A 22,933-nucleotide genomic window follows, 5' to 3' on the forward strand; every position below is an offset into this window, starting at 1 on the left:
ACCAGATTTAAGTAACATTAAACCTTAATTAAAAGCATGAAATTTAAAATCCATTACGACTTTCAATTTGAATATAAGGTTCAGGATTTAGGTTCAATAACAAAAGCGTTTAATTGCGCCATTTTTGCGTTCCTAAATTTCCAGACGTCACAGTAATCGTAAGCTGTTATTTTTCCGTTTTCATCTTTCATTTTGATTTTGCCAATTGCAATAACAAAGTCATCTTCGGCCACTAAATTTTCTACTTCAAAATTTGGCGGTTCTTTGTAGGCGGTTTTCATCCAGTTTCTAACGGCTTCTTTTCCTTTTAAAGTTTGCTCGCCGGTAAATGTCCATTCAGTATCATCGGTGCAAAAGGCTAAAAAACCTTCATTGTCACCCTGAGTAATGGCTAAGTTTGCCTTTTTTAGAATTTCTTTATTATCAATTGCACTCATACGATTCTAAAATCAGGATTAGTCAATTTTATAACCGTCGTCTGCAAAAGTTTCTGGTTCACGATCATTTTCATCATAATCTTCTACTAAATCATCATCCAGATCGTCTTCATCTAAATCATCTTCTTCCTCCAAATCATCTTCTTCAAACTCATCTTCATTTAATTCGCTGTCGTCATAATTTTGTTCAAGATCTTCCTGATCGTCTCTTTCAAGTGCATTCGAAAACTCGCTGTCTAAATAACTCTGATCTTCGTTTAGAAGCATTTCCTGCTCAAAAGTATTTTGGTCACCAATATGTTGTTGTTGGTATTGATCAACATAACTTTGGTTTTCTTCTGTATTATTATCGTTTTGATCGTAATATTTGTCGCTATTTGTTGTCATAATGATGTTTTTTAAAGTTGATTTATTATTGCTGAATTTTAGCTTTCAATCAAAATTAACCTCAAAGACAACAAATTGTCTTATAGCATTAACAGAAAAAATTACTTAATTATCATTGTTTATTATTTATGCTATTTATTTTTTCCAGAATAAGTGCAATTCTTTCTTCAATAGTTAAATCGCCGGAAATTTTTAAAATCGGAAACGGAATGGTTTTTAACCACTTTTCATGAGCATTAAAATTTCGGCCTGCAATTCCTGTATGGTTATCATAATCGGTTGCCCATTCTATAAAATCTCCAAATTGTTTTATTCTGGCGGGATCAGTATAAATAATGTTTCCGTATCGTTCAAATTCTCTTTTCTTTAATCTTTCAATTCTAATAGCAGGAGGAATCCAAAGAAAAATTACCAGGTCAAAATCAGGAAATATATTTTCTCCCCATTCAAAAATTGATCCTCCTAAAATCCAGTTTTTTAGATTCAGGTCTGTTTTTATCGTAGCATTTCTTTCATCAGGATTTCGTTTTACTGTAAAAGGCGGTTCGGTAGTTTCCCAAAAATAATTATCACTATCAAAATAAGTCAGGCTAAGTTTTTCGGCCAATATTTTTCCTGTTGTTGTTACGCCGCTTCCGGAGGCACCAAAAATGTGAATTTTCATCTTTAAGAATTGCTACTATTAAACCTCAATATTACAAAATCTTTTATTGTTTTGAGTTTACAAAAGGAGACTGGAATTGATATATCACCAGAAATCAAAAAAGAATTTGCGAATATTAATAAATTATTAAATGAATAAATCGTAAAAATATCAATAACCGTTTATCTTACATTTGTAAGGGTCTTCTTTAACAATTAAAATTGCATCATGAGTTCTAATTTGGTATTAAGGTTACGAGAGGGAGATGATTCCTGTTTTAGAGAAATCTACGATTTATATCATTTTAAAGTATTTTGTTTTGTAAAAAAATATACTGCACAACTGGCAGATTCAGAAGATGTTACTCAAAACGTCTTTATTCATCTTTGGAAATATCGCACAAAATTAGACCCAAACGTAAGTCTGGAAGCCATTTTATTTAAAAGTTCGAAACAAGAAATTTCGAAATGGTATAAAAAGCAAAACAGGATTTTTTCTGTAGAAAACGAACAGTTGATTAAAGAATTGGATTCTCCCTCAGAATCAGACGATGATATTGATTTAAAGCTGGAACAAATACAATTATTACTGGATCAAATTCCCGAAAAAAGAAGAAAAATTTTCAACCTTCACAGGTTTGAAGACTTAAGCTATAAAGAGATTGCCATTGAAATGAATATGTCACCAAGTGCGGTTGCGAATCAAATATCGAAAACACTGCAGTTTCTTAAAAAGAACTCGGTGCAAAATCATGAATTGTATTGGTTTGCGTTGTTTTTTATGAGTCAGCAAAACCTGATTTTGTAATATTCTGCAGTCTTCGGGCATTCAATAATGTTATTGCAAATCTTCTTTTACATTAAGAAAACGTTAATAGTAATGTTAGCCTATGATATTTGATTCATTGGAAATCTAATGTAGTTGTATCGATAAGATTAGGTTTAATTTTCAACAACAAACATTTAAATTGTAATGAAGTCAAAAAGATTAAAAGACGAATGGAATGCAATACCAAACAGAGGAATTCTTCCTGGTGAAACTTCATCTCGTATGTGGAAGAATATTCGAAATGTTACTGTTGATAAATACAAAAACTTTTATAATTGGACAGCTGTTGCCTGTGCCGTATTTGTTCTTGGAATTGGCGTTTATAGTTTGATCCCTCAGGCTAAAATTGAAATTGCTTCGACAAAAACATTCAATAAAGATATTCGACTTTTGAATTTGCCTGATGGTACACGCGTCTGGCTGAATGAAAATACAGAAATTGAATATCCGAAGGAATTTACAGGAAAAGAAAGAACAATTACTTTAAAAGGAGAAGCCTTTTTTGAAGTAAAGCGCGATCCGTCGCATCCATTTGTTATTAGTTCGGGACCTATAAAAACTACTGTTTTAGGTACTTCTTTTAATATCAAAGCCTACGATCACCATCAGCCGGAAGTTAACGTGAGAACCGGAAAAGTAAAAGTAGAAACGGAAGAAAACACGGTTTTCCTGTTACGCGGGGACAAAGCCGTTTATGGCGCCGGAACTTCGATGGTGTTTAAAGAAAAAACAAAAGTGCTGGAACCAAAATGGAAAAAAGTGCTGATGTACGTTGATGATTTGACACTGGAAGAGGTGATTACGAAGTTGAAAACAGATCATCATTTTGAAGTGACTTATCTCGATGAAGATTTACGAAACTTAAAAATGCAGGGAACGCTGGATACGAGACAAGGTTTTTATGAAATGCTGCAGACTATTGCATTTGCATTGGAAATCAAGATTCAATCTACAGGAAATAAGACTTATCTCATTAGTCACTAAATATAAAATTACAAACATTTTAAAATAACATTTTAGCCAAAATCAACTTTGAGCTACAAGGCAAGTATTGCAATATTTTTAAAATATTAACCCAAAATATCATACTAAAATTAATTCTAATAAACTAACAATTATCAATTATGAACAATGATTTTTCCAGGCAGTTTGCCATTTGGATTTTGTTTTTCGGTTTCCTTTTTGGAACGCACACTATTTATTCGCAAACCGGCACCGTTTCGGTTGATTTTAAAAATTCTACGCCTCAAAAAATAATAGATAATTTAAAATCCCAGACTCCGTATCAGTTTATCTATCAAAAAGATCTCGATTTGAGTTTGCCATTGGTTACATTAAAAAAAGACAATGTTTCTATCGATGAAATTTTGACGGATTTGCAAAGTATGACCAATTTAAATTTCAGAAGAAATCAAAATAATATAGCCGTAAACAGTAAAGATACGGGCAAAAAAAAAAAGAAAGGAAAAGTAACGGGTAAAGTCGTTGATGTAAACGGACTTTCGCTCCCGGGCGTAAATATAAAAGTCGCAGGTCTTAATTATGGCGTGCAGTCTGATATTGATGGTAATTATGTTTTGGAATTGGAACCGGGTGATTATACAATCGAGATTAGCGCTATTTCGTTTCAAACACAAAAAGTTACCGGTGTAAAAGTACTTGAAGATCAGGAAACGCCATTGGTTGTATCCTTAAAAGAAGATACACAATCATTGAAAGAAGTCGTGATTATTCAGGATTATAAAAAAGCAACGGCTTCGGTTGAAGGAATGTTGCTGCAGCAAAAAAAAGCGCCTCAATTTTCTGATGGTATTTCTGCGGAACAAATTGCCAGAACGCCGGACAGAGATGTGGCAAGTTCATTAAAACGTATCACGGGAGTAACAACTGTGGGTGATAAATACGTGGTGGTGCGTTCTATGGGCGAAAGATGGAACCAGGCTGTTATGGATGGAATTGCCCTGCCAAGTACAGATGCCTATCAGCAAAACTTTTCTTTTGATATTATTCCAACTTCGATTGTAGAAAGTATTGTGGTGAGCAAATCGGCCACTCCGGATATGTACGCGAATTTTGCCGGAGGTTATGTGGAGATAAAAACAAAGGACATTCCAAAAGAAAATTTCACCAATTTTTCTATCAGTACTTCATACAATAGCAGAAGCACGTTTAAAGAACGACTTACAAAGCAGGAAGGCGATTATGATTATTGGGGATTTGATGATGGAAGACGTGATTTTCCCAGTGCTGACAATCTTACTGCGCAAAATGTAAAAAGTGATGCAGCAGATCCGAATATTTCTATCCGCGAATCAAAACAATTTACAGAGGATAATTTAACTACTTATAAAACGTATGCGGCTCCCGGTACTACACTTCAATTTGGTATTGGACGAAATTATAAATTACAAGACAATAATAAATGGGGATTTACAGGGTCTTTAATTTTTAAGAATACGCAGGAAAAATTAGATATTGAGCATACAGAAAGAGGGAAATACAAAAGCAATTCAGAGTTTTCGGCAGAAAACGAAACTGTGGCCTATTCTACCTTTAACAAATACGGGTTTAAGAATTCCGGAGCTACTTATAATTTTAATTCCACTTTGGGCGGGATGTTTAATGCGGCAATTCAGTTTGATAATCATAAAATTACAGCTCGTAATACTGTAATGCACATTTATAACAGTCAATTAACCCAGATTACTGGCTGGGATAATGGAGTTCCTATTGATGATATATTGGATAAAACTACATTGGCCAGAACGGCAGAGACTAATTATCCGGTTTATACGACTTTTATTCAGAATAAAATTGAAGGAAATCACAAGTTTAATAAGCTTGAAATCAACTGGTATGGTGCTTACGGAAATGTTACAAAAGACACTAAAGACGCCACATTTATAAATATGGATCGAAGAAAAATTGGTGACGATATACTAGTTTATTACGATGTTTATAATGCAACCCAAAATATTAGAAGAAGTAATTTTAAAAATGATGAGATTGATTATAATGCGGCTATTAATTTTAAATACTCGTTTAATTTTAGTGATTCTTTTACAAACGATATCAAAGCCGGATACTTCGGGACTTATAAAAAAGCAACCAATCAACAGGTATCCGTTAAATTAGAAACCTTTGGTCAGGAAACCGACAGAGGAAATATTTATGGTTCACTGAAAGAATTTTTAGACGGATCAAACTATTACTACGGTGGTTATGGTTGGTTTGGCGGCTTTAAATATGGTAATCAATATGTTGGAGATATCAAAGTACATTCGCCGTTTTTAATGCTTGACAATAAAATGGGCCGCTTTGTACGCTTTGTCTGGGGCGCCAGAGCAGAAAGTTACCTTTACACGCAAATTGAAAGTCAGTCTATAGATTCTGGTAGTTTTGAACAAGAACAAAAAGATGATAAGTTATGGCAGTTTTTACCTTCAGCCAGTTTAATTATTAGCCCTACAAATAAAATGAATGTTCGATTAGGGTATAACAGATCTGTTTTACGCCCTCAGTTTGCAGAACGTTTGAACATCCCATATTTTGATCCTATTCGTTCTTATTTTATTTATAATTATACCGGTGGAATTGTTTCAAGTGTTGCCAATAATTATGATTTTAAAATGGAATGGTTTCCTTCCGGTGGCGAAATTTTGTCCTTTGGTGTGTATCATAAAGATATCGATAATCCTATTGAAAGTGTTGGGGCATTAAGTTCATCTTTAGAAAGAAATGTTTATAACATAAACTCCTATGACGCTAAACTTTGGGGTTTTGAAGTAGAATTTTATAAAAGTCTTTCCTTTTTAGGCGAAGGCCAAACCCTAAAAAACTTGTTTATTAACGGTAACGCTACTGTAAATTCTACCAAGGTAAGATCGTATCAAAGATTAGACGGATCTGGTATTCTGTATGAGGCAAACAGACCATTGTATGGGCAATCGCCCTACAGTTATAATTTTGGTTTAGACTATGTGGGTGAGCGTTTAGGATTTAGTATTAAGCATAGTGCGGTTGGCGATCAATATATACTGGTGGGATTTGAATACGGTGCCGAGGAAATTCGTAAACCTTATGGTATAACAGATGCGCAGGTGAGTTATAAATTCTTTAAAGAAAGAAACCTGGAAGTAAAATGCAGTCTAAAAAACCTGTTTGATACCAGTATAGAAACCTACAACAACTTTAATAGTTACAGTAAGAGACAAGACGTTCCTATTGGATCTAACCCAAGGGAGGGATTTGCTCTTGGAGCCGGAGCGACAGATAAATTCGATCAGGATATTGATCAGGAATTATTTAAAGCAAAAAATGGAAGAACGATAAGTATATCCATTAATTATTCCTTTTAAATATTTAATAATCAGGAAGATTTTGGTGCTTTATGGCGGTGATTGTTATGCATATTAAGAAACCGTTAACAATAAAATCAGGGGATGATATTTTGATTTTTCAAACGCTAATGTATTTAGTTGTAAGTATTAGATTTCTTTTTTGTTTAGTGCATGAAGCAAAAATGGAATAAAGTACTTTAAGATGTTCTCTAAATAATTTGATATAAATTTTAGAAGAATGGAAAGCAAACCTTTTACTGCGTTAAAAAAATCCTATGAGTAAAAGACGGAATATTAGGTATAAACCCCGATGGTAAAGCGGGATCGTTTATTGAAAAGAACTTTACCAAAAAAGAGAAAGACCTGAGGAAAGATATTTTGCTGCTCTCTCCAAAGGCCTAGTTTGTAATTGCAGCAAATATAGCATTAAATAAATTATTATGAAAAAATTTTTTCTATGTGCAATGATTGCTCTGGCTGTGAGCTCTTGCCAAAATGATGATTCAACTGCTGATTCTTCTTTTTCTATGAAAGCTGCTGGTGCTGACTACAGTGGATATCCTGGAACAGTACAAACTGTTAGTGGTGATATTACAACAAACACTACCTGGACAAGCGATAAAGTTTGGGAAATTGAAGGTGTAGTTCGTGTAAAATCTGGTGCTACATTAACGATTCAGGCAGGTACATTCATTAAGGCAAAACCTTTAGCCGTAGGAGTTGCTACAGGAGTTCTTGTAATTACTAAAACAGGTAAAATTGATGCACAAGGAACAGCAACTGCTCCTATTATTTTTACAAGTTACAATTTATTAGACGGTGCTGCTACTACAGCTACTCCTGGAGATTTTGGAGGTGTTGTTATATTAGGTGACGCTGTTGTAAATAACGGATTGGATAATAACATTATAGAAGGATTAGGAGATCAGCCTAATGTTTCTGATTTTTACTATGGAGGTTCTAACAATGCTCATAATGCAGGAACTTTACAATATGTTCGTATCGAATTTGCAGGACGTATTATAACTACTTCTCCTGATATAGAAATCAACGGATTAACATTTGGTGGAGTTGGTTCTGGTACAACAGTTAACCACATTCAGGTATCTTACGGAAGAGATGATTCATTCGAATTTTTTGGAGGAACAGTAAGTGCTACACATTTAGTTTCTTTTGCTCCGGATGATGATAACTTCGATTTCGATTTTGGTTACACAGGTACAATTACAAAAGCGATTGCAATTGCTGATAGTAATTCTAGCCACAGTTTGAGCAGCGGAAATCCAGATTCTAACGGTATTGAGTTAGATAATAATGCTTCAGGAACACCTGCTACAACTGGTATCATTACACGTCCTGTTCTTAATCAATTGTCAATTATTGGTGTAAGCTCAACTACAGTTGCTGATTTATACGAAAATGCTATTCACGTACGCAGATTAGGACAAATAAGTTTAACTGATGCAACCGTTACAGGATACAACACAGGAGTTAGATATGAAGCTCCATCAACTCAGGCTAGCTCTTCTTATTTAAGAGTATCAATCCACGGGTTTGATAATGTAGCTCTGCCAACTGGAACAACTTTCTCAGGTCTTGGTACAAGTATTTCAACTGCAAATCCAGCTCCAAAATGGGGTCTTACACAGCCTTTCTTTAATGATGGCGCGCTTAACTTAACAGGTAATACAGGTGCATTTAAAACTGAGGCTCTTTGGACTAACACTTGGACAAAGTTTACTAATTTTTAATTTATACAGAGGTTAATTATTAAAACTACATGGGCAGATCTGTATCTGCCCATGTTTTAAAATAAAATTTAAAATTTTAAAAAATGAAAAAAAATCTACTTTTAGTATTATTTATAATGATGACAACAATAGCATCTGCTCAATTTACAATATGGGAAGATGATTTTGATGATGCCGATGCTTCTGACTGGACTTTATTAGACAGAGATGGAAATGGCAGCAATTGGTTTACAAGAAAAAACATTCAGGTTGATCCAAATACAGGTGCTATTGTAGGTGGTAATGTTGATGTTTTAGGTACATATAATATAGATTTTGCTACATTAGGATATTTACCCACTACAGAAGATAATTTTGCAATATCACCTGCCATAGATGCTTCCTTTTATTCTGGAAAACTATCCTTAACTCTACATGCACAACCTAGTATTTTTGATAGTAATCAAGATCTTTTTGTATATGGTTCTACTTCGCCGGATCCTACTACATTTACACTTATAAGTACAATAACCTTAGAAAGAACATCAACTGAAGAAGCAGAATTTAAAGATTATACAGTTGATATTTCGCAGTTTAAGGGTGAAACGGCAGTTTACATAGCGTTTGGTACTATTAAAGATAAACAATTCATAGGTTACGAAATTGATAAAATATCTATTGTTGCTGAGTCACTTTTAGGAGTTGATGATATAACACTAGAATCGCAAGTTTGCAGAATAAATCAAAATCCGGTTCAGGAAAGTTTACAATTGCAATTGGCAGAACAATACCAAAACGAAGAAACAGCATTAAAAATCTATAATTCAAACGGAATTTTAGTTAAAGAATCTCCATATAAACCAGAAAATTTATCAGTTAGCGATTTGCCACAAGGCTTTTATTTCCTTGCAGTTTCTAACAATGGTGTTTCTAAAAAATTAAAATTCATCAAAAAATAAATTTGGAATTTTTATGATTTCCGATACTTAAAACCTTTACAATAAATAAAACTGAATATGAAGAATATCTTGACAAGAGTATTAATTTTCTCTATCATAATTGCATTTTTTGAATCTTGTACCAACGACGAATTGATTCCGTATTATGGTACAGAAACCAATGTACCCGGAAAAGTCGTTATAACAGGTTATAGCGCCCTGAATGATTCTATACAAATAAATGTAAACGGAAAACTTATTGAAATAGGGAAAGAGAAAGATAAAAAAACGGCTTTCACAAAAAAAATTGAGACAGAGTATCAGTTTATTTATTTTGGGGATAAAGCAAAAACTTTTGAAATAACGGATAAAGTAACGAAAAAAGTTTTTCGCAGCTATAATTTTACTGCCGAAAAAACCATTGATACAATTTCATTTTTTGCAAAAGAAAATATCTGGATAGAGAACATTTCAGTAATAAAGCCAGGGGTTTTAAGTAAAACGGGAAATACGGGTTATAAGTTTATATTTCCTACTCAAAATTTATATTCTAAAAGCGGATATGAAGGGAATCTTGACGGAATCCTGCGTAAAATTAACGGCCAGACAATTGGCAAAGTTGAGAATATCAACAAAGATCAATTTAGTTCTTTTATTGAATTTCCGTATAGTTCGCCTCCAACAATTTTAATGGAATTGGTAAAACACGGAACAACAGAATCGTACGTTCCGGGAAAAAAAGTTATCGTTATTTTAACCATGTCTGTTAACAAATCTAAACTAATAGTTTTAGATGAAAAACAAGACGCAAACGGTGCTTTTGCCAGCGTAGACGGAAATTTAAATTTGGTAGATTATTTTGTTTTTAAATAAAGAAAATAATATCAGGAATAATAAAATTGAATTCATATTTATAGATTTTAAAATGAAAAATAAAGCGTTAAGCTATCTTTTTTATGGCATTATTCTTTTGATAGAAGTTATCATTCTTTCTTCCTGCTCTTCAGATGATCCGGAGCAGGTTTACACAGAAGGAACAAATGAATACACCAATGAATGGATGTACGGGCAAATGAAAAAATATTACCGTTGGAATGACGCTATGCCAAATCAGGGCGATTTATCAGTAAATCCCAAAGAGTATTTTGCAAGGTTATTAAAAACAGATGATGTTTTTTCGTATGCAATGCATCCCGCTTTACCGGAAACCGCACCAAAAAGCCTGCGGCAAAAATTTGGATTTGATATTTCGTTTATAGAATATCAAGGCAAGGTTCTCGGGGTAATTTTATATGCATTGTATGATTCTCCGGCCAAAAATAATGGTTTGGCAAGAGGACAATTAATCACAAGTGTTGATGGTGTCGAATTGACTTTAAATAATTACGACAGCCTCTACAAAAATATGACAGCAGCAACGCAATTAAATTTAAAATTAATTTCATACTCAGCACAGTTGGGGTTTTACAATGAAAAACAAGTTGCTATTTCTCAGGGTTTCTCGTTTACACAGCCACTTTTAAGCCAGGTTATTACAAATGGAAACACAAAGATTGGGTATGTTGAAATTCCGCATTTTGATGTTGGTATGGCCAAATTATTCCTGCAGACTTTTCAGGAATTAAAAAACAAACAAATAACAGAATTAGTTTTAGACCTTCGCTACAACGGCGGAGGAGATATAGCTTCGGCAACGGCGTTAAGTATTATTTTGGCTCCCAACATAAAATCAGGTGATTTGTTTATTGAGTTTGAAGGAAATAAAAACGGTGGTATTGTAAAACAATCTTTTCAGCAGGCATTAGAAAGTAATGAAAAAAATATAAGTTTTGAAGCGCTTAAAAACACGCATCCAAATATTCAAAAAGTATATATTTTATGCGGAAAACATACTGCATCGGCTTCAGAAATAATCATAAACAACCTAAGTCCGTTTATAAATGTAATTACAATAGGCGAGAAAACGGTTGGTAAAGACGTTGCGGGATTTCCTGTAGAAGATGACAGAATTTCGGGCAAAAAAGACTGGGTTTTATATCCTTCTATCTATAAATTATTTAATGCAAAGCACGAAGGAGGTTATGCTGCGGGAATAAATCCTTCAATTAATGCAGATGAACTTGAAAATCCTGAGGTTTTTGCGTTAGGAAATCGTTCTGAAATTTTATTAAATACAGCTATAAATGCAATATCAGGAAACGCAGGCAAAGCAAAAATGGTGAAATCGCACGCATTACCGCTTTCAAAAGTTTATACCGATGCCGATCCGTTATTGGTTACTCCGTAAATTAAAATTTCCATTCAATATCCAGAATTACTATGCAAGGAATAAGTTCTGCAGAACATCGAATTTTATTGGCCGCATTCCGTAAATTTGAGTACATGTCAAAAATTGCCGGCGACAAAATAGGAGAGACAGAAGATGTAAAAACAAGAAAGGCAATGGAAGAACTTGACTTGCTTTATGACAAGTTCCAAATCTTATTTGGCGAATTGGAGAAATGCACCAGAGATTATGAACTCAAAAAAAAATCTACACGCAGCATCATCAACAAAAGCATCCGAAAATTAATGCCGGCGATGCAAAACGAAAATGATACTATTAATTAATTGAATAACCATTTAAAATTTTTAAGTGGTTTTTGTCTTTTTAACCTTTTTCAGGATTACCTCTTGTTTTTATTCAAAATTTATTTATATCATGATATAAATGTTATAATATTTATTATACCACTTTTAATTTTGATTGCTTTTAAAGTCAAAAAAGAAGTTTATAATAAAATATAAATGCTCAGATTATCAATTATTTAAGGTTTTCAATGTTAAGCTTTCACTCAAACTAAAAGCTTAACATTGGACAATGTGTATTAACAGTATATTTGTTAATAATTTGATAACATTAAAATAAAGTAAAGATAACTTTAATGCTAAAAACCACGTAAAATCCTAAAATAATACATGCCGCATGAAAGAAAAAGACATTACAAACACTCAGGACCAAACAGAAAATAGCAATTTGATTACTACTGATGAAAACACAACCAATGTTGAAGCAGGAAATGAAATAATTGCCGAGGAAACTGAAACTAAACCTGCAAATACAAAAAAGAAACCCGCTGCTAAAGTTGCTAAAACATCGACAGTTTCAACAACAGAAACAGCAGAACAAAAAGAAGAAGCGATTTCTCCTGAAGTTTCAACAGAAACTGAGGAAATTGTTTCAGAAGAAGGAGATAAATCTAATACTAAAAAGAAGAATAAAAAGATGAAAGAAAAGGAAAAAGAAAAAGAGAAAAAGAAAAAACAAGTAGCTAAGAAAAAAGAAAAAGCGAAACTGGATAAAAAGAAAGACAAAGCTAAAAAAGCAAAACAAAAAGCTAAAGCGAAAAAGAAAGCTAAAGCGAAAAAAGCAAAAGATAAAGCAAAAGCGAAAAAAATTGCTAAAAAGAAAGCTAAAAAATCGAAGTCAAAATCGAAAAAGAAAAAATAAAAAATAAGCCCTGAATTTCAGGGCTTATTTTTTTTATAGCTATTTCACAGCTGCATTTTTTAACTTTACCTGTTTGATAAGATGTAATGAATCTGTAATAAGTGATTTAATTTCCAAAGAAGGAATTTTGGCAATTTCAGCAGCATTTTTTGTTAGTCCGTCAATGCTCATCTTAGCAAATAAAAGATCACTTTCAAACGATCTTAATATCGAATTTTCTAAAATTGTATTCTTTTTATAGTAGTAAATGGCATTATGTAGATCTTCAATTTGTCCGGTAAAATCAAAAATAGCTTTTTTAGAAACCGCTCGACTGTAATAGCTCGAAAAATCCAGAGGATTCTCTTCAATTGCTTTGTCAAAATCTTCGATCGCATTGTAATGATAGTCCATTTTTTGCAGACAATTTGCTTTTAACTTGTAAGCTTCATGATAAGAACCTGAATTAATAGCGCTGTCTAAATGAATAATAGCTTCTTGAAACTGGTTTGCGGCATAAAGTTCTTTTCCCTTTTCAAAATGAACAGATTCTTCGCCGGCAGTAATAGATTTTGAAAATTTTCCTCTAATTTTTTCGAGCGTTAAATTGTTGAACCATTTCATATCTTTTGGTTTTTGGTTGGTCATAATTGTAATAGCAAGGAAACGATTTATAAAATTGGGGAGGATTTAAAGATAATTAAAATTTGGAATATTTAGAGTTTATTGTTCAGATAAAATATAATATTTTGAAAAAAAACCGATTATAAAGTATTGTTAAACATTGTTTTAGAATATAATAGTCGCGCGATCTACTGCTATGAAAGAGATAAGCGAAAATTTGTTTTACACAATCAAATCTCCATTTTTAGTCAATACATTCAGGTTGGCAGTAACTAATTCTGAGGCAGTATAACCAAATTGTTTTTTGAAGGCAAAAGAAAAATGAGAAAGGTTTTCAAAGCCAACTTCATAGCAAACATCTATGGCTTTTTTCTTGTTTTTTGTTAGCTCATAATGTGCTAATTCCAATCTTTTTGCAGTGAGCCATTTTTGAGGAGTAGTACCAAAATACTTTCTAAAATCTCTGTTAAATGTCGATAAACTGCGACCCGTTAAATATCCTAATCTGTCTAATGGCATATTAAACATAAAATTGCGTTCCATAAAATGTACTAAATCAATTTTTCCGGGTTCCTCAAAATTTGCGAGAATATTATCTATTTCCTTATCAATAGTTCTCAAAATAGTGATCGCTTCGGTTATTTTGAGTGAAGCAATATCTTCCGGAAGTGCTGTCATATCAAAATACGGAATCAATGAAGTAAGACAACTTTCTAATAAGGGATGATTATTGTAATGGTTTATTTTTGGAGAGATTGAAGTTTTGGGCTTAATATCGAGATTTGCATAAAAATCTTTAAGTCTGGCAGTAGTTAAATGCATTACCACCGTTTTGTGCGGCTCACCATCTTTTGGATAATTGATAATAGTGGCCAATTGATTTCTGGGAATAAGAAAAATATCTCCTTTTTTAAAAATGTGAATAGTATCTGCCTGAACAATTTTTGTTTCCCCCGAAATAAACCATACCAGCATATGCTGATCGAATATGATATCTGATTTAAAAAACTTGTCTTCATAAGAAGAAAGCTTAATGTCCGGAGTAATATATTTTGCCTCAAATTCCATTTGTCTGCGATTATTAAGTTTTATAAAAATGTAAGAGACTAAATCAATAGTTATTTGGAAAACACATACACCAAATTTATTAAAATTATATTTGTAATAATGTTGCCGCCAGTAAAGCCGACAACATTATTTTAATTTCATTAGCTAACCTTGAATGTAATTCCACTCATTTTTTCACTAAGTAGCCATAAACGTTTGGCATTATCTTCATCCAGCGAATATAGTTTTACACCAGAAGACATTGACGTTTCTGTTGCTATAGGAGCGACCTCAACATCTTCGCAGTAAACACCTCCAACAGCATCCAGAAGAGCATTTGTTGCACACCAAACAGTTGTTGCAGCACCTTGTGGAATCGTTTTTAAGTTGGCTAAAATCTCCGGCAAAATAGCACCATTTGCATCACAGAAACCCATTTTTTGAAATAATTCTAATGATGCTTCCCTGCCAAGTTCAGTTCCATTGATAGATCCCGGGTGAAGAGAATAAGACCTTACACCAAATTCTTTACCACGAGTATCCAACTCAAGAGCAAATAAATTGCAGGCTGTTTTTGATTGTCCGTATGCCTGTAAAGTTTCATATTCCCTGTGTAGAAAATTAGGATCATCAAAATTAAAAGGAGCAAATTGATGTCCTTGCGATGATACATTTATTACCCGTGCAGAATTGGCTTTTTTTAATGCAGGCCACAATCTCGCTGTAAGCTGAAACTGAGCTAAATAATTTGTAGCCAATTGCGATTCGATACCACGATTGTCTCTTCGAAAAGGAACCCACATAATACCTGCATTATTAATAAGTAAATGCAAAGGCCTTTCTGACTGCAAAAACTTTTGTGCAAATGCGTCTATAGAATCAGGATTCATCAAGTCCATTTCTGCCAATTCTATATTGGGTACATTCTGTAAATTCTTTTTTGCTTTTTCAATATCTCTGGCAGGCACTATTACAGTTGCTCCGGCAAAGGCAAGGGTTTTGGCAGTTTCTAAACCAATGCCTGTATTTCCGCCGGTTACAATAGCAATTTTGCCTGTAAGATCAATTCCTTTTATTACATCATTTGTTGTTGATTGTGCATTAAATCCCGAACCAACCGGATTTTGCATTGCTCCCTGATAATTATTACTTTCCATTTCTTATAATATTTAGTTGATTATTATAAGGCAAAGTTATCGGTAAGTTAAAGCAATGAGTTTGTTCAAAATGTCATTTTACTTTGTTTAAAATGTCATTTTGTTTTAATTAAATATATTGTTAGAATAAATTTTGCTACTCTTTATTGTATTGAAATAAGTAAACTTTTGAAATAGCTACAGCCATTCTCCATAAGTATCATAATCATCTGGTAAATAGGTAAGGTACTGAACCATTCTTGGCTTTTCGCCCTTGTTTGGCGTTGCACAATGTGGCAGCGCATTATTCCAGATTATAAAATCACCAGCCTCGCCAATTATCGGTTCAGCTTTTAAGGTTAAAGCTTTTTCTCTTGGATTTTCATTGGGCAAAAGATCATTTAGCCAATCATTTATAGTATTATGAAATCCCGGAACACAATGAAAAGCACCATCATTAATACCACAATCACTAAGATAGAGTAGTCCCTGCAATCCAAATTTTATAGGTTGTTTTAAGCTGGTATCCCAATGAAGCGGACTTCCTAAAAAACGAAAATCTTTGGTTTCGGGAGGATTAAAACTTACTTTGTCTATCGTTTTGTATATTTTGTCTGTCTGATAAAGTTGCTCGTAAGCTTTTTTTATTCTTGGAGAAAATCTGTTTTTGTTTAAAGTTTCATGATTCGAAAAATTAAGCATTAATCCTTTTTGATCCTCATGTCTATTATACCAGCTTTGTTTATCATTTGGATCCATTTTTAAGAAATCCCAAATGGCTTGTTGGGTTTCTTTACAATCTTCTTTTGAAATAGCATGTTTTACAATCACATAACCATTTTTATTCCAAAATTGAAGATCTTGTTCTGAAAGCACTTTATCTTCAAAATCTTCAATATTAGTATTTTCATTTTTTAACCTATTCGTAACCCAGATTCTAAAGGTTTCAAAATCAGGTTTTTCAAAATACAAAAACTGCAAAACATCTTCTATACTAATACCCAATTGATATAAAGTTTTAATTTCACTGTCCCAGGTTTGGGCAGTGTTTGCAGAAGTATGGCCGGAGGGATGCAAAGTACGTTCCCATAATTTTTCAAGAATAGTCCAGGGCATGGTTTTTTGGTGGTTTATGTTTTGAAGTTTGGTTGTTTAATTTTTAGTAATTTCAAAAATAAGCTATTTGATGCTTTTGATCTAAAGTAAAAATACCTGTTTTGATCTGCAGTCTATTTACTTTTTTGCTTTTCTAGTTTCAGTTCAATAAAGTCATTCCAGTTTCCATCTTGAGTCTGAGCGTACCAATTACCTGTTATTAAAGTGCTGTGATCATTAATGTTTCCTGTAAACTTCAAATTTTTTCCTTCGATATTAAATTCATTTTTTACTAACGAACTTGTCATTATTCCATCTTCACCTTTTGAATCAAAATATTGTGTTTTAGCCTTATCCATTGAGTTTTGTAACTTAAAGATTTCAAATGTTTCACTAATATCGTTCCCCATTTTTACTTTTGCTTTATGCAAAATATAATTTCCATCAAGTATTAATTCGTAACTGTCAATACCGTTTAATTCCAGATTTTCATGACCTGATTTTATATTTCCACTGGTTTTCCATATACCAACAAGTCTTTTAAAATTGCTATTTTCTATCTTATCCATTTTTATTTCTTTTTACTATTACCAATTTACATAATTAAATAAAAATATGTAATATGTTGATTTGTATTTAATTGTGTAACAAAAAGTTAAAATATTGAAACAAAAAAAACTTACATCTAAGTAACTTTGAGAAAAGCTTTATATAAACTTAAAAATTACATTATGAAAACGATATTCAAATTCAAACTATTAGTGTTTGTTCTTTTAATGGCACTCACTTTTTCTTGTAAAACAAATTCTGCTTCAGGAACTTCTACAACAACAGATTCTGATGCTATAAAAGCAGGAGACAGCACATCATTAAATTCCGGAACAAGAGGCACAACTCGAAGCAATGAAGGTAATGAAGACGGAGATCCGGCTCCGGGAGACAGAGAAACCCCTAAAAAATAGCATTTTTTGCTAATTGAAACAAAACAGATTTAAGTTTTATAAAAAACTCCATTTAGTATGGAGTTTTTTTATTTTGAAAATTTCTTAATTCATTTTAATTTTTAAAAGTAATGGCTGTATGTCTACATAGTTATAAGCTAATTTTCTTTATTTTTGTTAAGGAACTTATCAAAATTATGGAGCAGTTACGTAAACATATAGAAGCAATAACACCAATTACCGATGAAGAATTTGAATATATCAAATCTTTTTTTTCTGTAAAAAAAGTACGTAAACACCAATATTTAATTCATGAAGGAGATGAGGTGAAATATGATTTTTTAGCCATATCCGGTATCTATAAAGTTTTTTATCTGGATAATCAGGGCAAGGAATATATTGTTCAGTTTGCTCAGGAAAACTGGTGGATGTCTGATTATTATGCTTTTTTTAAACAGCAAAAAGCAGAAATGTATATTGAATGCCTTGAAGAAGGAGAAGTGATTTGTTTAACACTCGATTCAAGAGAAAAATTAGCAGCTGATCTTCATCAGATGGAGCATTTCTTCAGAATAAAACTCACCAATGGATATGTTGCTTTACAACAAAGAATTAAATTGCTTTTATCCAGTAATCCGCAACAGCGTTATGAAGAGTTTGCCAAATCATATCCAAGTCTGTTGCAAAAAATCCAAAAAAAATTAATTGCTGAATATCTGGGCGTAAGCCGCGAAACATTAAGTCGATTATACCAACATTCGTAGATAATTTTTTATTTAAAATAAATCATCAAATGGAATCAGGAGCAGAAATACTTTTAAAATCAGTTAAGGAAATTTGTCCTGATATTACTGATGATGAGCTTTTTGTGTTTGCTTCAAAACTTACAATTGAAGAATTAAATAAAAAGGACTTTTTTGTTCCTATCAACAAAGTTCAAAAAGCAATTGGTTTTATTGCCAATGGCTTAGTGCGCTCTTCTTTTATCGACAATGATGGAAATGAAATCACCGTAGGTTTTTATGCCAAAGGCGATTACGCAACGCATTATCCTGCTTTTATAACACAACAGCCAAGTAAATATTCGATTCAATGCTTAGAACCAACCACTATGGTTTGCATTTCATATGAAAATTTGCAATGGATCTATGAAAACTTATCGGGCTTTGAAAAATATGGAAGATTAGTTGCCGAAGAAATTTTAAAACGTCAGCAGGCTCGTATTGAAAGTTTCATATTTCAAACTGCCGAAGAGCGTTATCTCGATTTTATAAAATGCCATTCAGATTTGTTTAACAGAATATCCGTATCTCATCTTTGCAGTTTTTTGGGGATTGAAAGACAATCACTTACAAGAATTCGTCAAAAATTAGCCCATAAATAGTTTTTGACACATTTGTGTCAGGAGTACCTTTTGATTATTTAAAATCTTTGCAGTGTCAAATTAAATGAAACTGCAATGAAAACGAATATCTTACTTATACTAGGGCATCCTTCTGAAAATTCTTTTTGTAATGCATTATTAGACGCTTACAGAAAAGGAGTAGAAACTACAGGAGCAAACTGTAAAACGATTTATATCTCTAAATTAAATTTTGATGTAAATCTTTCTGACGGATATAAAAACGGAGAAACTTTAGAACTCGAAAAAGATTTAGTACAATCACAGGAACTTATCTTGTGGGCAGATCACGTTGTTTTGTCTTATCCAAACTGGTGGGGTTTCATGCCCGCTATTACCAAAGGATTTATAGACAGAATTCTACTTCCGGACTTCGCATTCAAACATCACTCAGGAAAAATATTTCCCGAAAAACTCTTAAAAGGAAAAAGCTTAAGACTCCTCGTTACGATGGACACACCAAAATGGTGGTTTTACCTTATCTATCGTGCATCACAATATCAAATTCTCAAAGACATTGTTTTTGGCTACGTGGGATTTGATCCTGTCAAATTTTCAACTTTTGGTTTTATGAGAAAATCAACAGAAAACCAAAGAAATAAGTGGTTGAAAAAAGTAGAACAATTAGGAAAACAACTTAAATAATAACAATCAACAATAAAAATCAACAATAAAAATTAAACATCATGAAAAATTTAGCAAACGGGCACACAGTTGCTCAAATCAATCCAACAAAAGGTTTTAGAATTCACTTATTGGTATTTGTATTAACGATTCCGATCATTTGGGCAATATGGTTTTTTACCAGCAGAACTTATTTATGGCCTTTATGGCAAACTTCAGCATGGGCTGTGGGTTTACTGTTTCATTATTTGGGCGTTTTTATTTTCAAAAATCAAAATCATTAATCTGAAATTATTGAAAGTGATTTCGATCACACATTTTTAGTGATTTGCCTCATTGGTGCGAGGCTGGTTGTGGTAGTAATTTTGGTTTATAATTAAGATCATTATCAGCAAGTAATCTTTAAAAATAATAATCCTTAAATATTTAAAATTATGACAGCAAAAACAAATCTCTCTATTTCTCAAAGAGCGTTAGTAATTTTTACAACGCTGTTTATGTTAGCAAGTGCGTTTGCAAGCGCACAAACTTCAGCTAAACCTGAAGAAAGTGTTATAGTGGCTAAAATTACTCGTTACGAGGTAAAGAAGGAATATCTGCAAGAATTTGAAAAAGCCATAAGAGACTATGTTCTAAAATCGCTTTCAAATGATAGTAATATTATGGCAGAAGCTTATTTTGAACAAGATAATCAATCAGTTATTTGGTTATTCGAGCGTTGGACAAATCAAAACAAATTGAATAACTTCAATAGAAATTCAGAGTCAAAAGCAGTAATACAATTAGAAAAATCTGCATTGGCAAAGCCTGAAAAGGTAATCAGCGTAAAAGATTTAGAACCTATTTCTAAGCAAGAATGGCGAAGAGCCAGCAAAGCAGAAGATAAGCAATTAACCATTATGCTTTTTGTGGATGCAAAGGCAGGCACAGAGGAAAACTTCAAAGATGTTTATCACATTGCAATGCCAGAATTTCGAAGCGAACCGGGCGTAGTAACCTATCAGTTATCACAGTTAGATAATGATAAAACCCAGTTTGTGACTTTTGAAAAATTTAGAAGTAATGATGCTTTTCAGTATCATCTCAATTTTCCGCCCATTCAACCTGTACTTGATTATCTGAATACGAGTATAAAAAAACAGCCTTTTCAGGACGGAATTCACAACCTTATCGAATTTGCACCGCTTATTCGTGAATAACAATTTTAAACAGAACAAGTAACAATTAAATCTAAAGAAAAATGAAAACAAGTAAACAAATCATTGTAGCAAGTATAGTAAGCCTATTTGCACTATCAAACGCAGAAGCTCAGGTAACAGTAAAAACTAAAGAAATGAAAACAAATTATTCTAACGAGTTAGAAGTTGTAAATCAATTATCTACTCAATCGGCAGTGGTAAATATGCCCGTAACAAAATTATTGAATGCACCAGGAAACGAAGCCTTAAAAGCTTTCTTTTTTACTCCTGTAAAAGACAAAACGGTTCTTAAAGGAAAAAAAATAGCTGTTCTTGTAGCAGACGGTTTTGAGGAAATTGAATTGACAGGTCCGGTTTGGTATTTTAAAGAACTGGGAGCAGAGGTAGAGATCATTTCTCCAAAATTCAATCCGGCTCCTGAAAGATACGGACTTGCATTTCCTGAAATGTCAAAAACACATGTAATGGCTATTCAGTACTTACAGCCAGTGGGCTGGATAAAATTTGACCGCACGGCAGATCAGATAAAAGTAAGTGATTATGATGCTGTATTTATTCCCGGTGGAGCCTGGAATCCGGATAATCTTCGCTATGATAAAGATGTGATAAAATTTATTCAGGATTTTAATAAATCAGGAAAATTAATTGCAGCTATTTGTCACGCTCCGGTAGTATTGGCATCTGCAGATATTTTGAAAGGAAGAAAATTAACAGGTTACTGGAACATTCAGTCAGATTTAAAAAATGCGGGTGGAATCGTTTTAGAAGAAACCGTTGTAACTGACGGAAACATTATCACAAGCAGACATCCTATTGATGTAGCAGATTTTTCAAGAGCTGTTGAAAGCTGGTTGATTAAAAAATAATTTCAAGAGATTTTGATAGTGAAGAAACAGCTTTTTCTTCACTATCAAATCATTAAAAAAAATACAATAATAGATTTCAAATTAAAATTGAATATGAAAACAGATATATTTAAGCCGGCACAGATTGGCTCTTTAGAATTAAAAAATCGTATTGCAATGGCACCAATGACAAGAGCAAGAAATGAAGATGGTATTCCCAACGAAAATAATGTTCTCTACTACAAGCAACGCGCAGGAGCAGGATTGATTGTAACAGAAGGAACAGCAATTTCTGCAACAGCAAAAGGAGTACTTTACATTCCGGGATTGTATACACCACAACAAATTGAAGGCTGGAAAAAAGTAACCAATGCGGTACATAAAAAAGGAAGCATTATATTTTCTCAATTGTGGCACGTGGGCAGGGTTTCTCACACTTCAAATCAACCAAACGGAATCACGCCCGTTGGTCCATCAGATATTCAGGCAAAAAATACTTCGGCCTGGGGATATAACGAAAATGGTATTGAAGGTTTTGTAGCAGCATCAAAGCCCAAAGCGCTTTCGTCAAGCGAAGTAAAAGATGTTGTAAACGATTTTGTAAATGCTGCAAAAAATGCAATTGCAGCGGGATTTGATGGTGTAGAAATTCATGGCGCAAATGGTTATTTGGTAGAGCAATTTTTAAATCCTTTTGTAAACAACCGCACAGATGAATATGGAGGAAGCATTGAAAACCGTTCCAGATTTTTATTAGAAATTATTGATGCCACTATCAAAGCTATTGGAAATGAAAAGACAGGCATCAGATTAACGCCATACGGAGGTTTGGGAGATTTGCCTCATTATGATGAAATAGAAGCAACTTATCAATATTTAGCCAAAGAATTAAAGAAAAGAAATATAGTTTACATCCATTTAATGGATCAGCAATCTAAAGGAAGCCATGCGTTGCCAGATGGTTTTATAGAGCGTTTTCGTTCCTGGTATGATGGTGTAATTATTCTTGCCGGCGGAATGACCAGAGAAAAATCTGAGCAGCTTATCGATGCGGGAACAATTGATATTGCGGGATTTGGCGAACCGTTTATCTCTAATCCGGATTTAGTAGAACGTTTGGAAAACAACTGGGAATTAACGCCGCCAAATCGTGATTTGCATTATGGATTAGGAAATCACGGTTATATAGATTGGAAAACTTATAAAGAGCCGGCAACAATTTAAATCTGATTAAAAGCGGTAACAGAG

At 33.1% G+C, this 22,933-nt stretch carries 25 protein-coding genes; 17 read left to right on the top strand and 8 right to left on the bottom strand.

All coding sequences use genetic code 11. The features are described 5' to 3' along the window. Positions 1-80 precede the first annotated feature (80 nt). The 3 genes from BUE22_RS04975 to BUE22_RS04985 all read right to left on the bottom strand — a co-directional run bounded on the left by BUE22_RS04975 (position 81) and on the right by BUE22_RS04985 (position 1,488). A complete protein-coding gene (locus BUE22_RS04975; protein WP_073393978.1) occupies positions 81-437 on the bottom strand; it encodes a nuclear transport factor 2 family protein in 357 nt (118 codons plus the stop codon). Between the two features lie 18 nt (positions 438-455). After that, positions 456-824 carry a hypothetical protein gene (locus tag BUE22_RS04980; protein ID WP_073393979.1) on the bottom strand — a complete coding sequence of 123 codons (369 nt, stop codon included), beginning with the start codon at positions 822-824 and terminating at the stop codon, positions 456-458. A gap of 112 nt (positions 825-936) precedes the next feature. Beyond that, positions 937-1,488, bottom strand: a complete 552-nt coding sequence (locus BUE22_RS04985) for an ATP-binding protein (protein ID WP_073393980.1) — start codon at positions 1,486-1,488, stop codon at positions 937-939. Between the two features lie 207 nt (positions 1,489-1,695). Between BUE22_RS04985 and BUE22_RS04990 the strand changes: the two genes are divergently transcribed. The 9 genes from BUE22_RS04990 (at position 1,696) to BUE22_RS23570 (ending at position 12,793) form a co-directional block, all read left to right on the top strand. Then, the gene (locus BUE22_RS04990; protein WP_073393981.1) at positions 1,696-2,274 is read left to right on the top strand and encodes an RNA polymerase sigma factor; all 579 of its coding nucleotides are present in this window, start codon (positions 1,696-1,698) and stop codon (positions 2,272-2,274) included. Between the two features lie 165 nt (positions 2,275-2,439). Then, positions 2,440-3,279, top strand: a complete 840-nt coding sequence (locus BUE22_RS04995; RefSeq protein WP_073393982.1) for a FecR family protein — start codon at positions 2,440-2,442, stop codon at positions 3,277-3,279. A gap of 140 nt (positions 3,280-3,419) precedes the next feature. Then, the gene (locus BUE22_RS05000) at positions 3,420-6,653 is read left to right on the top strand and encodes a TonB-dependent receptor (RefSeq protein ID WP_073393983.1); all 3,234 of its coding nucleotides are present in this window, start codon (positions 3,420-3,422) and stop codon (positions 6,651-6,653) included. 422 nt (positions 6,654-7,075) lie between these two features. Further along, on the top strand, positions 7,076-8,386 hold the full coding sequence (locus BUE22_RS05005; RefSeq protein ID WP_073393984.1) for a hypothetical protein: 1,311 nt from the start codon (positions 7,076-7,078) through the stop codon (positions 8,384-8,386). 83 nt (positions 8,387-8,469) lie between these two features. Then, positions 8,470-9,324, top strand: coding sequence for a T9SS-dependent choice-of-anchor J family protein (locus tag BUE22_RS05010; RefSeq protein WP_073393985.1), 855 nt, complete (start codon positions 8,470-8,472; stop codon positions 9,322-9,324). Positions 9,325-9,381: 57 nt separating this feature from the next. Beyond that, the gene (locus tag BUE22_RS05015) at positions 9,382-10,176 is read left to right on the top strand and encodes a hypothetical protein (RefSeq protein WP_073393986.1); all 795 of its coding nucleotides are present in this window, start codon (positions 9,382-9,384) and stop codon (positions 10,174-10,176) included. A gap of 52 nt (positions 10,177-10,228) precedes the next feature. After that, on the top strand, positions 10,229-11,590 hold the full coding sequence (locus BUE22_RS05020) for a S41 family peptidase (RefSeq protein ID WP_084540226.1): 1,362 nt from the start codon (positions 10,229-10,231) through the stop codon (positions 11,588-11,590). A gap of 32 nt (positions 11,591-11,622) precedes the next feature. Then, positions 11,623-11,913, top strand: coding sequence for a hypothetical protein (locus BUE22_RS05025; protein ID WP_042563456.1), 291 nt, complete (start codon positions 11,623-11,625; stop codon positions 11,911-11,913). A gap of 355 nt (positions 11,914-12,268) precedes the next feature. Next, on the top strand, positions 12,269-12,793 hold the full coding sequence (locus tag BUE22_RS23570; protein WP_124020507.1) for a hypothetical protein: 525 nt from the start codon (positions 12,269-12,271) through the stop codon (positions 12,791-12,793). A gap of 39 nt (positions 12,794-12,832) precedes the next feature. Here the strand turns inward: BUE22_RS23570 and BUE22_RS05035 are convergent, their stop codons facing one another. The 5 genes from BUE22_RS05035 to BUE22_RS05055 form a co-directional block, all read right to left on the bottom strand. Then, on the bottom strand, positions 12,833-13,396 hold the full coding sequence (locus tag BUE22_RS05035; RefSeq protein WP_124020508.1) for a tetratricopeptide repeat protein: 564 nt from the start codon (positions 13,394-13,396) through the stop codon (positions 12,833-12,835). A 222-nt stretch (positions 13,397-13,618) separates the two neighbouring features. After that, complete coding sequence (locus BUE22_RS05040) at positions 13,619-14,464, bottom strand: helix-turn-helix domain-containing protein (RefSeq protein ID WP_073393988.1); 846 nt, start codon at positions 14,462-14,464, stop codon at positions 13,619-13,621. A 140-nt stretch (positions 14,465-14,604) separates the two neighbouring features. Next, positions 14,605-15,600: an SDR family NAD(P)-dependent oxidoreductase gene (locus BUE22_RS05045; RefSeq protein ID WP_073393989.1), complete on the bottom strand. Its 996-nt coding sequence runs from the start codon at positions 15,598-15,600 to the stop codon at positions 14,605-14,607. 177 nt (positions 15,601-15,777) lie between these two features. Further along, positions 15,778-16,695 (bottom strand): phytanoyl-CoA dioxygenase family protein, encoded by a 918-nt coding sequence (locus tag BUE22_RS05050; protein ID WP_073393990.1) that lies wholly within the window; start codon positions 16,693-16,695, stop codon positions 15,778-15,780. Positions 16,696-16,808: 113 nt separating this feature from the next. Then, positions 16,809-17,243, bottom strand: coding sequence for a DUF1579 family protein (locus BUE22_RS05055; RefSeq protein ID WP_073393991.1), 435 nt, complete (start codon positions 17,241-17,243; stop codon positions 16,809-16,811). A gap of 162 nt (positions 17,244-17,405) precedes the next feature. On the opposite strand from BUE22_RS05055, the gene BUE22_RS05060 reads away from it, so the two are divergent. The 8 genes from BUE22_RS05060 (at position 17,406) to BUE22_RS05095 (ending at position 22,909) form a co-directional block, all read left to right on the top strand. Beyond that, on the top strand, positions 17,406-17,636 hold the full coding sequence (locus BUE22_RS05060) for a hypothetical protein (RefSeq protein WP_073393992.1): 231 nt from the start codon (positions 17,406-17,408) through the stop codon (positions 17,634-17,636). A 176-nt stretch (positions 17,637-17,812) separates the two neighbouring features. After that, on the top strand, positions 17,813-18,379 hold the full coding sequence (locus BUE22_RS05065) for a Crp/Fnr family transcriptional regulator (protein WP_073393993.1): 567 nt from the start codon (positions 17,813-17,815) through the stop codon (positions 18,377-18,379). A 29-nt stretch (positions 18,380-18,408) separates the two neighbouring features. Next, the gene (locus tag BUE22_RS05070; protein ID WP_073393994.1) at positions 18,409-18,999 is read left to right on the top strand and encodes a Crp/Fnr family transcriptional regulator; all 591 of its coding nucleotides are present in this window, start codon (positions 18,409-18,411) and stop codon (positions 18,997-18,999) included. A 75-nt stretch (positions 19,000-19,074) separates the two neighbouring features. Next, positions 19,075-19,662, top strand: coding sequence for an NAD(P)H-dependent oxidoreductase (locus BUE22_RS05075; RefSeq protein WP_042563464.1), 588 nt, complete (start codon positions 19,075-19,077; stop codon positions 19,660-19,662). Positions 19,663-19,703: 41 nt separating this feature from the next. After that, on the top strand, positions 19,704-19,925 hold the full coding sequence (locus tag BUE22_RS05080) for a 2TM domain-containing protein (RefSeq protein ID WP_073393995.1): 222 nt from the start codon (positions 19,704-19,706) through the stop codon (positions 19,923-19,925). Positions 19,926-20,075: 150 nt separating this feature from the next. Continuing rightward, entirely contained in the window at positions 20,076-20,840 is a 765-nt protein-coding gene (locus BUE22_RS05085) for a putative quinol monooxygenase (protein WP_073393996.1), read from the top strand. Between the two features lie 41 nt (positions 20,841-20,881). Further along, on the top strand, positions 20,882-21,706 hold the full coding sequence (locus BUE22_RS05090) for a DJ-1/PfpI/YhbO family deglycase/protease (protein ID WP_052483548.1): 825 nt from the start codon (positions 20,882-20,884) through the stop codon (positions 21,704-21,706). A gap of 93 nt (positions 21,707-21,799) precedes the next feature. Next, on the top strand, positions 21,800-22,909 hold the full coding sequence (locus tag BUE22_RS05095; protein WP_073394279.1) for an alkene reductase: 1,110 nt from the start codon (positions 21,800-21,802) through the stop codon (positions 22,907-22,909). The last annotated feature ends 24 nt before the right edge of the window (positions 22,910-22,933 follow it).

The organism is Flavobacterium pectinovorum (genome assembly GCF_900142715.1).
In the GTDB taxonomy this organism is placed as follows: domain Bacteria; phylum Bacteroidota; class Bacteroidia; order Flavobacteriales; family Flavobacteriaceae; genus Flavobacterium; species Flavobacterium pectinovorum.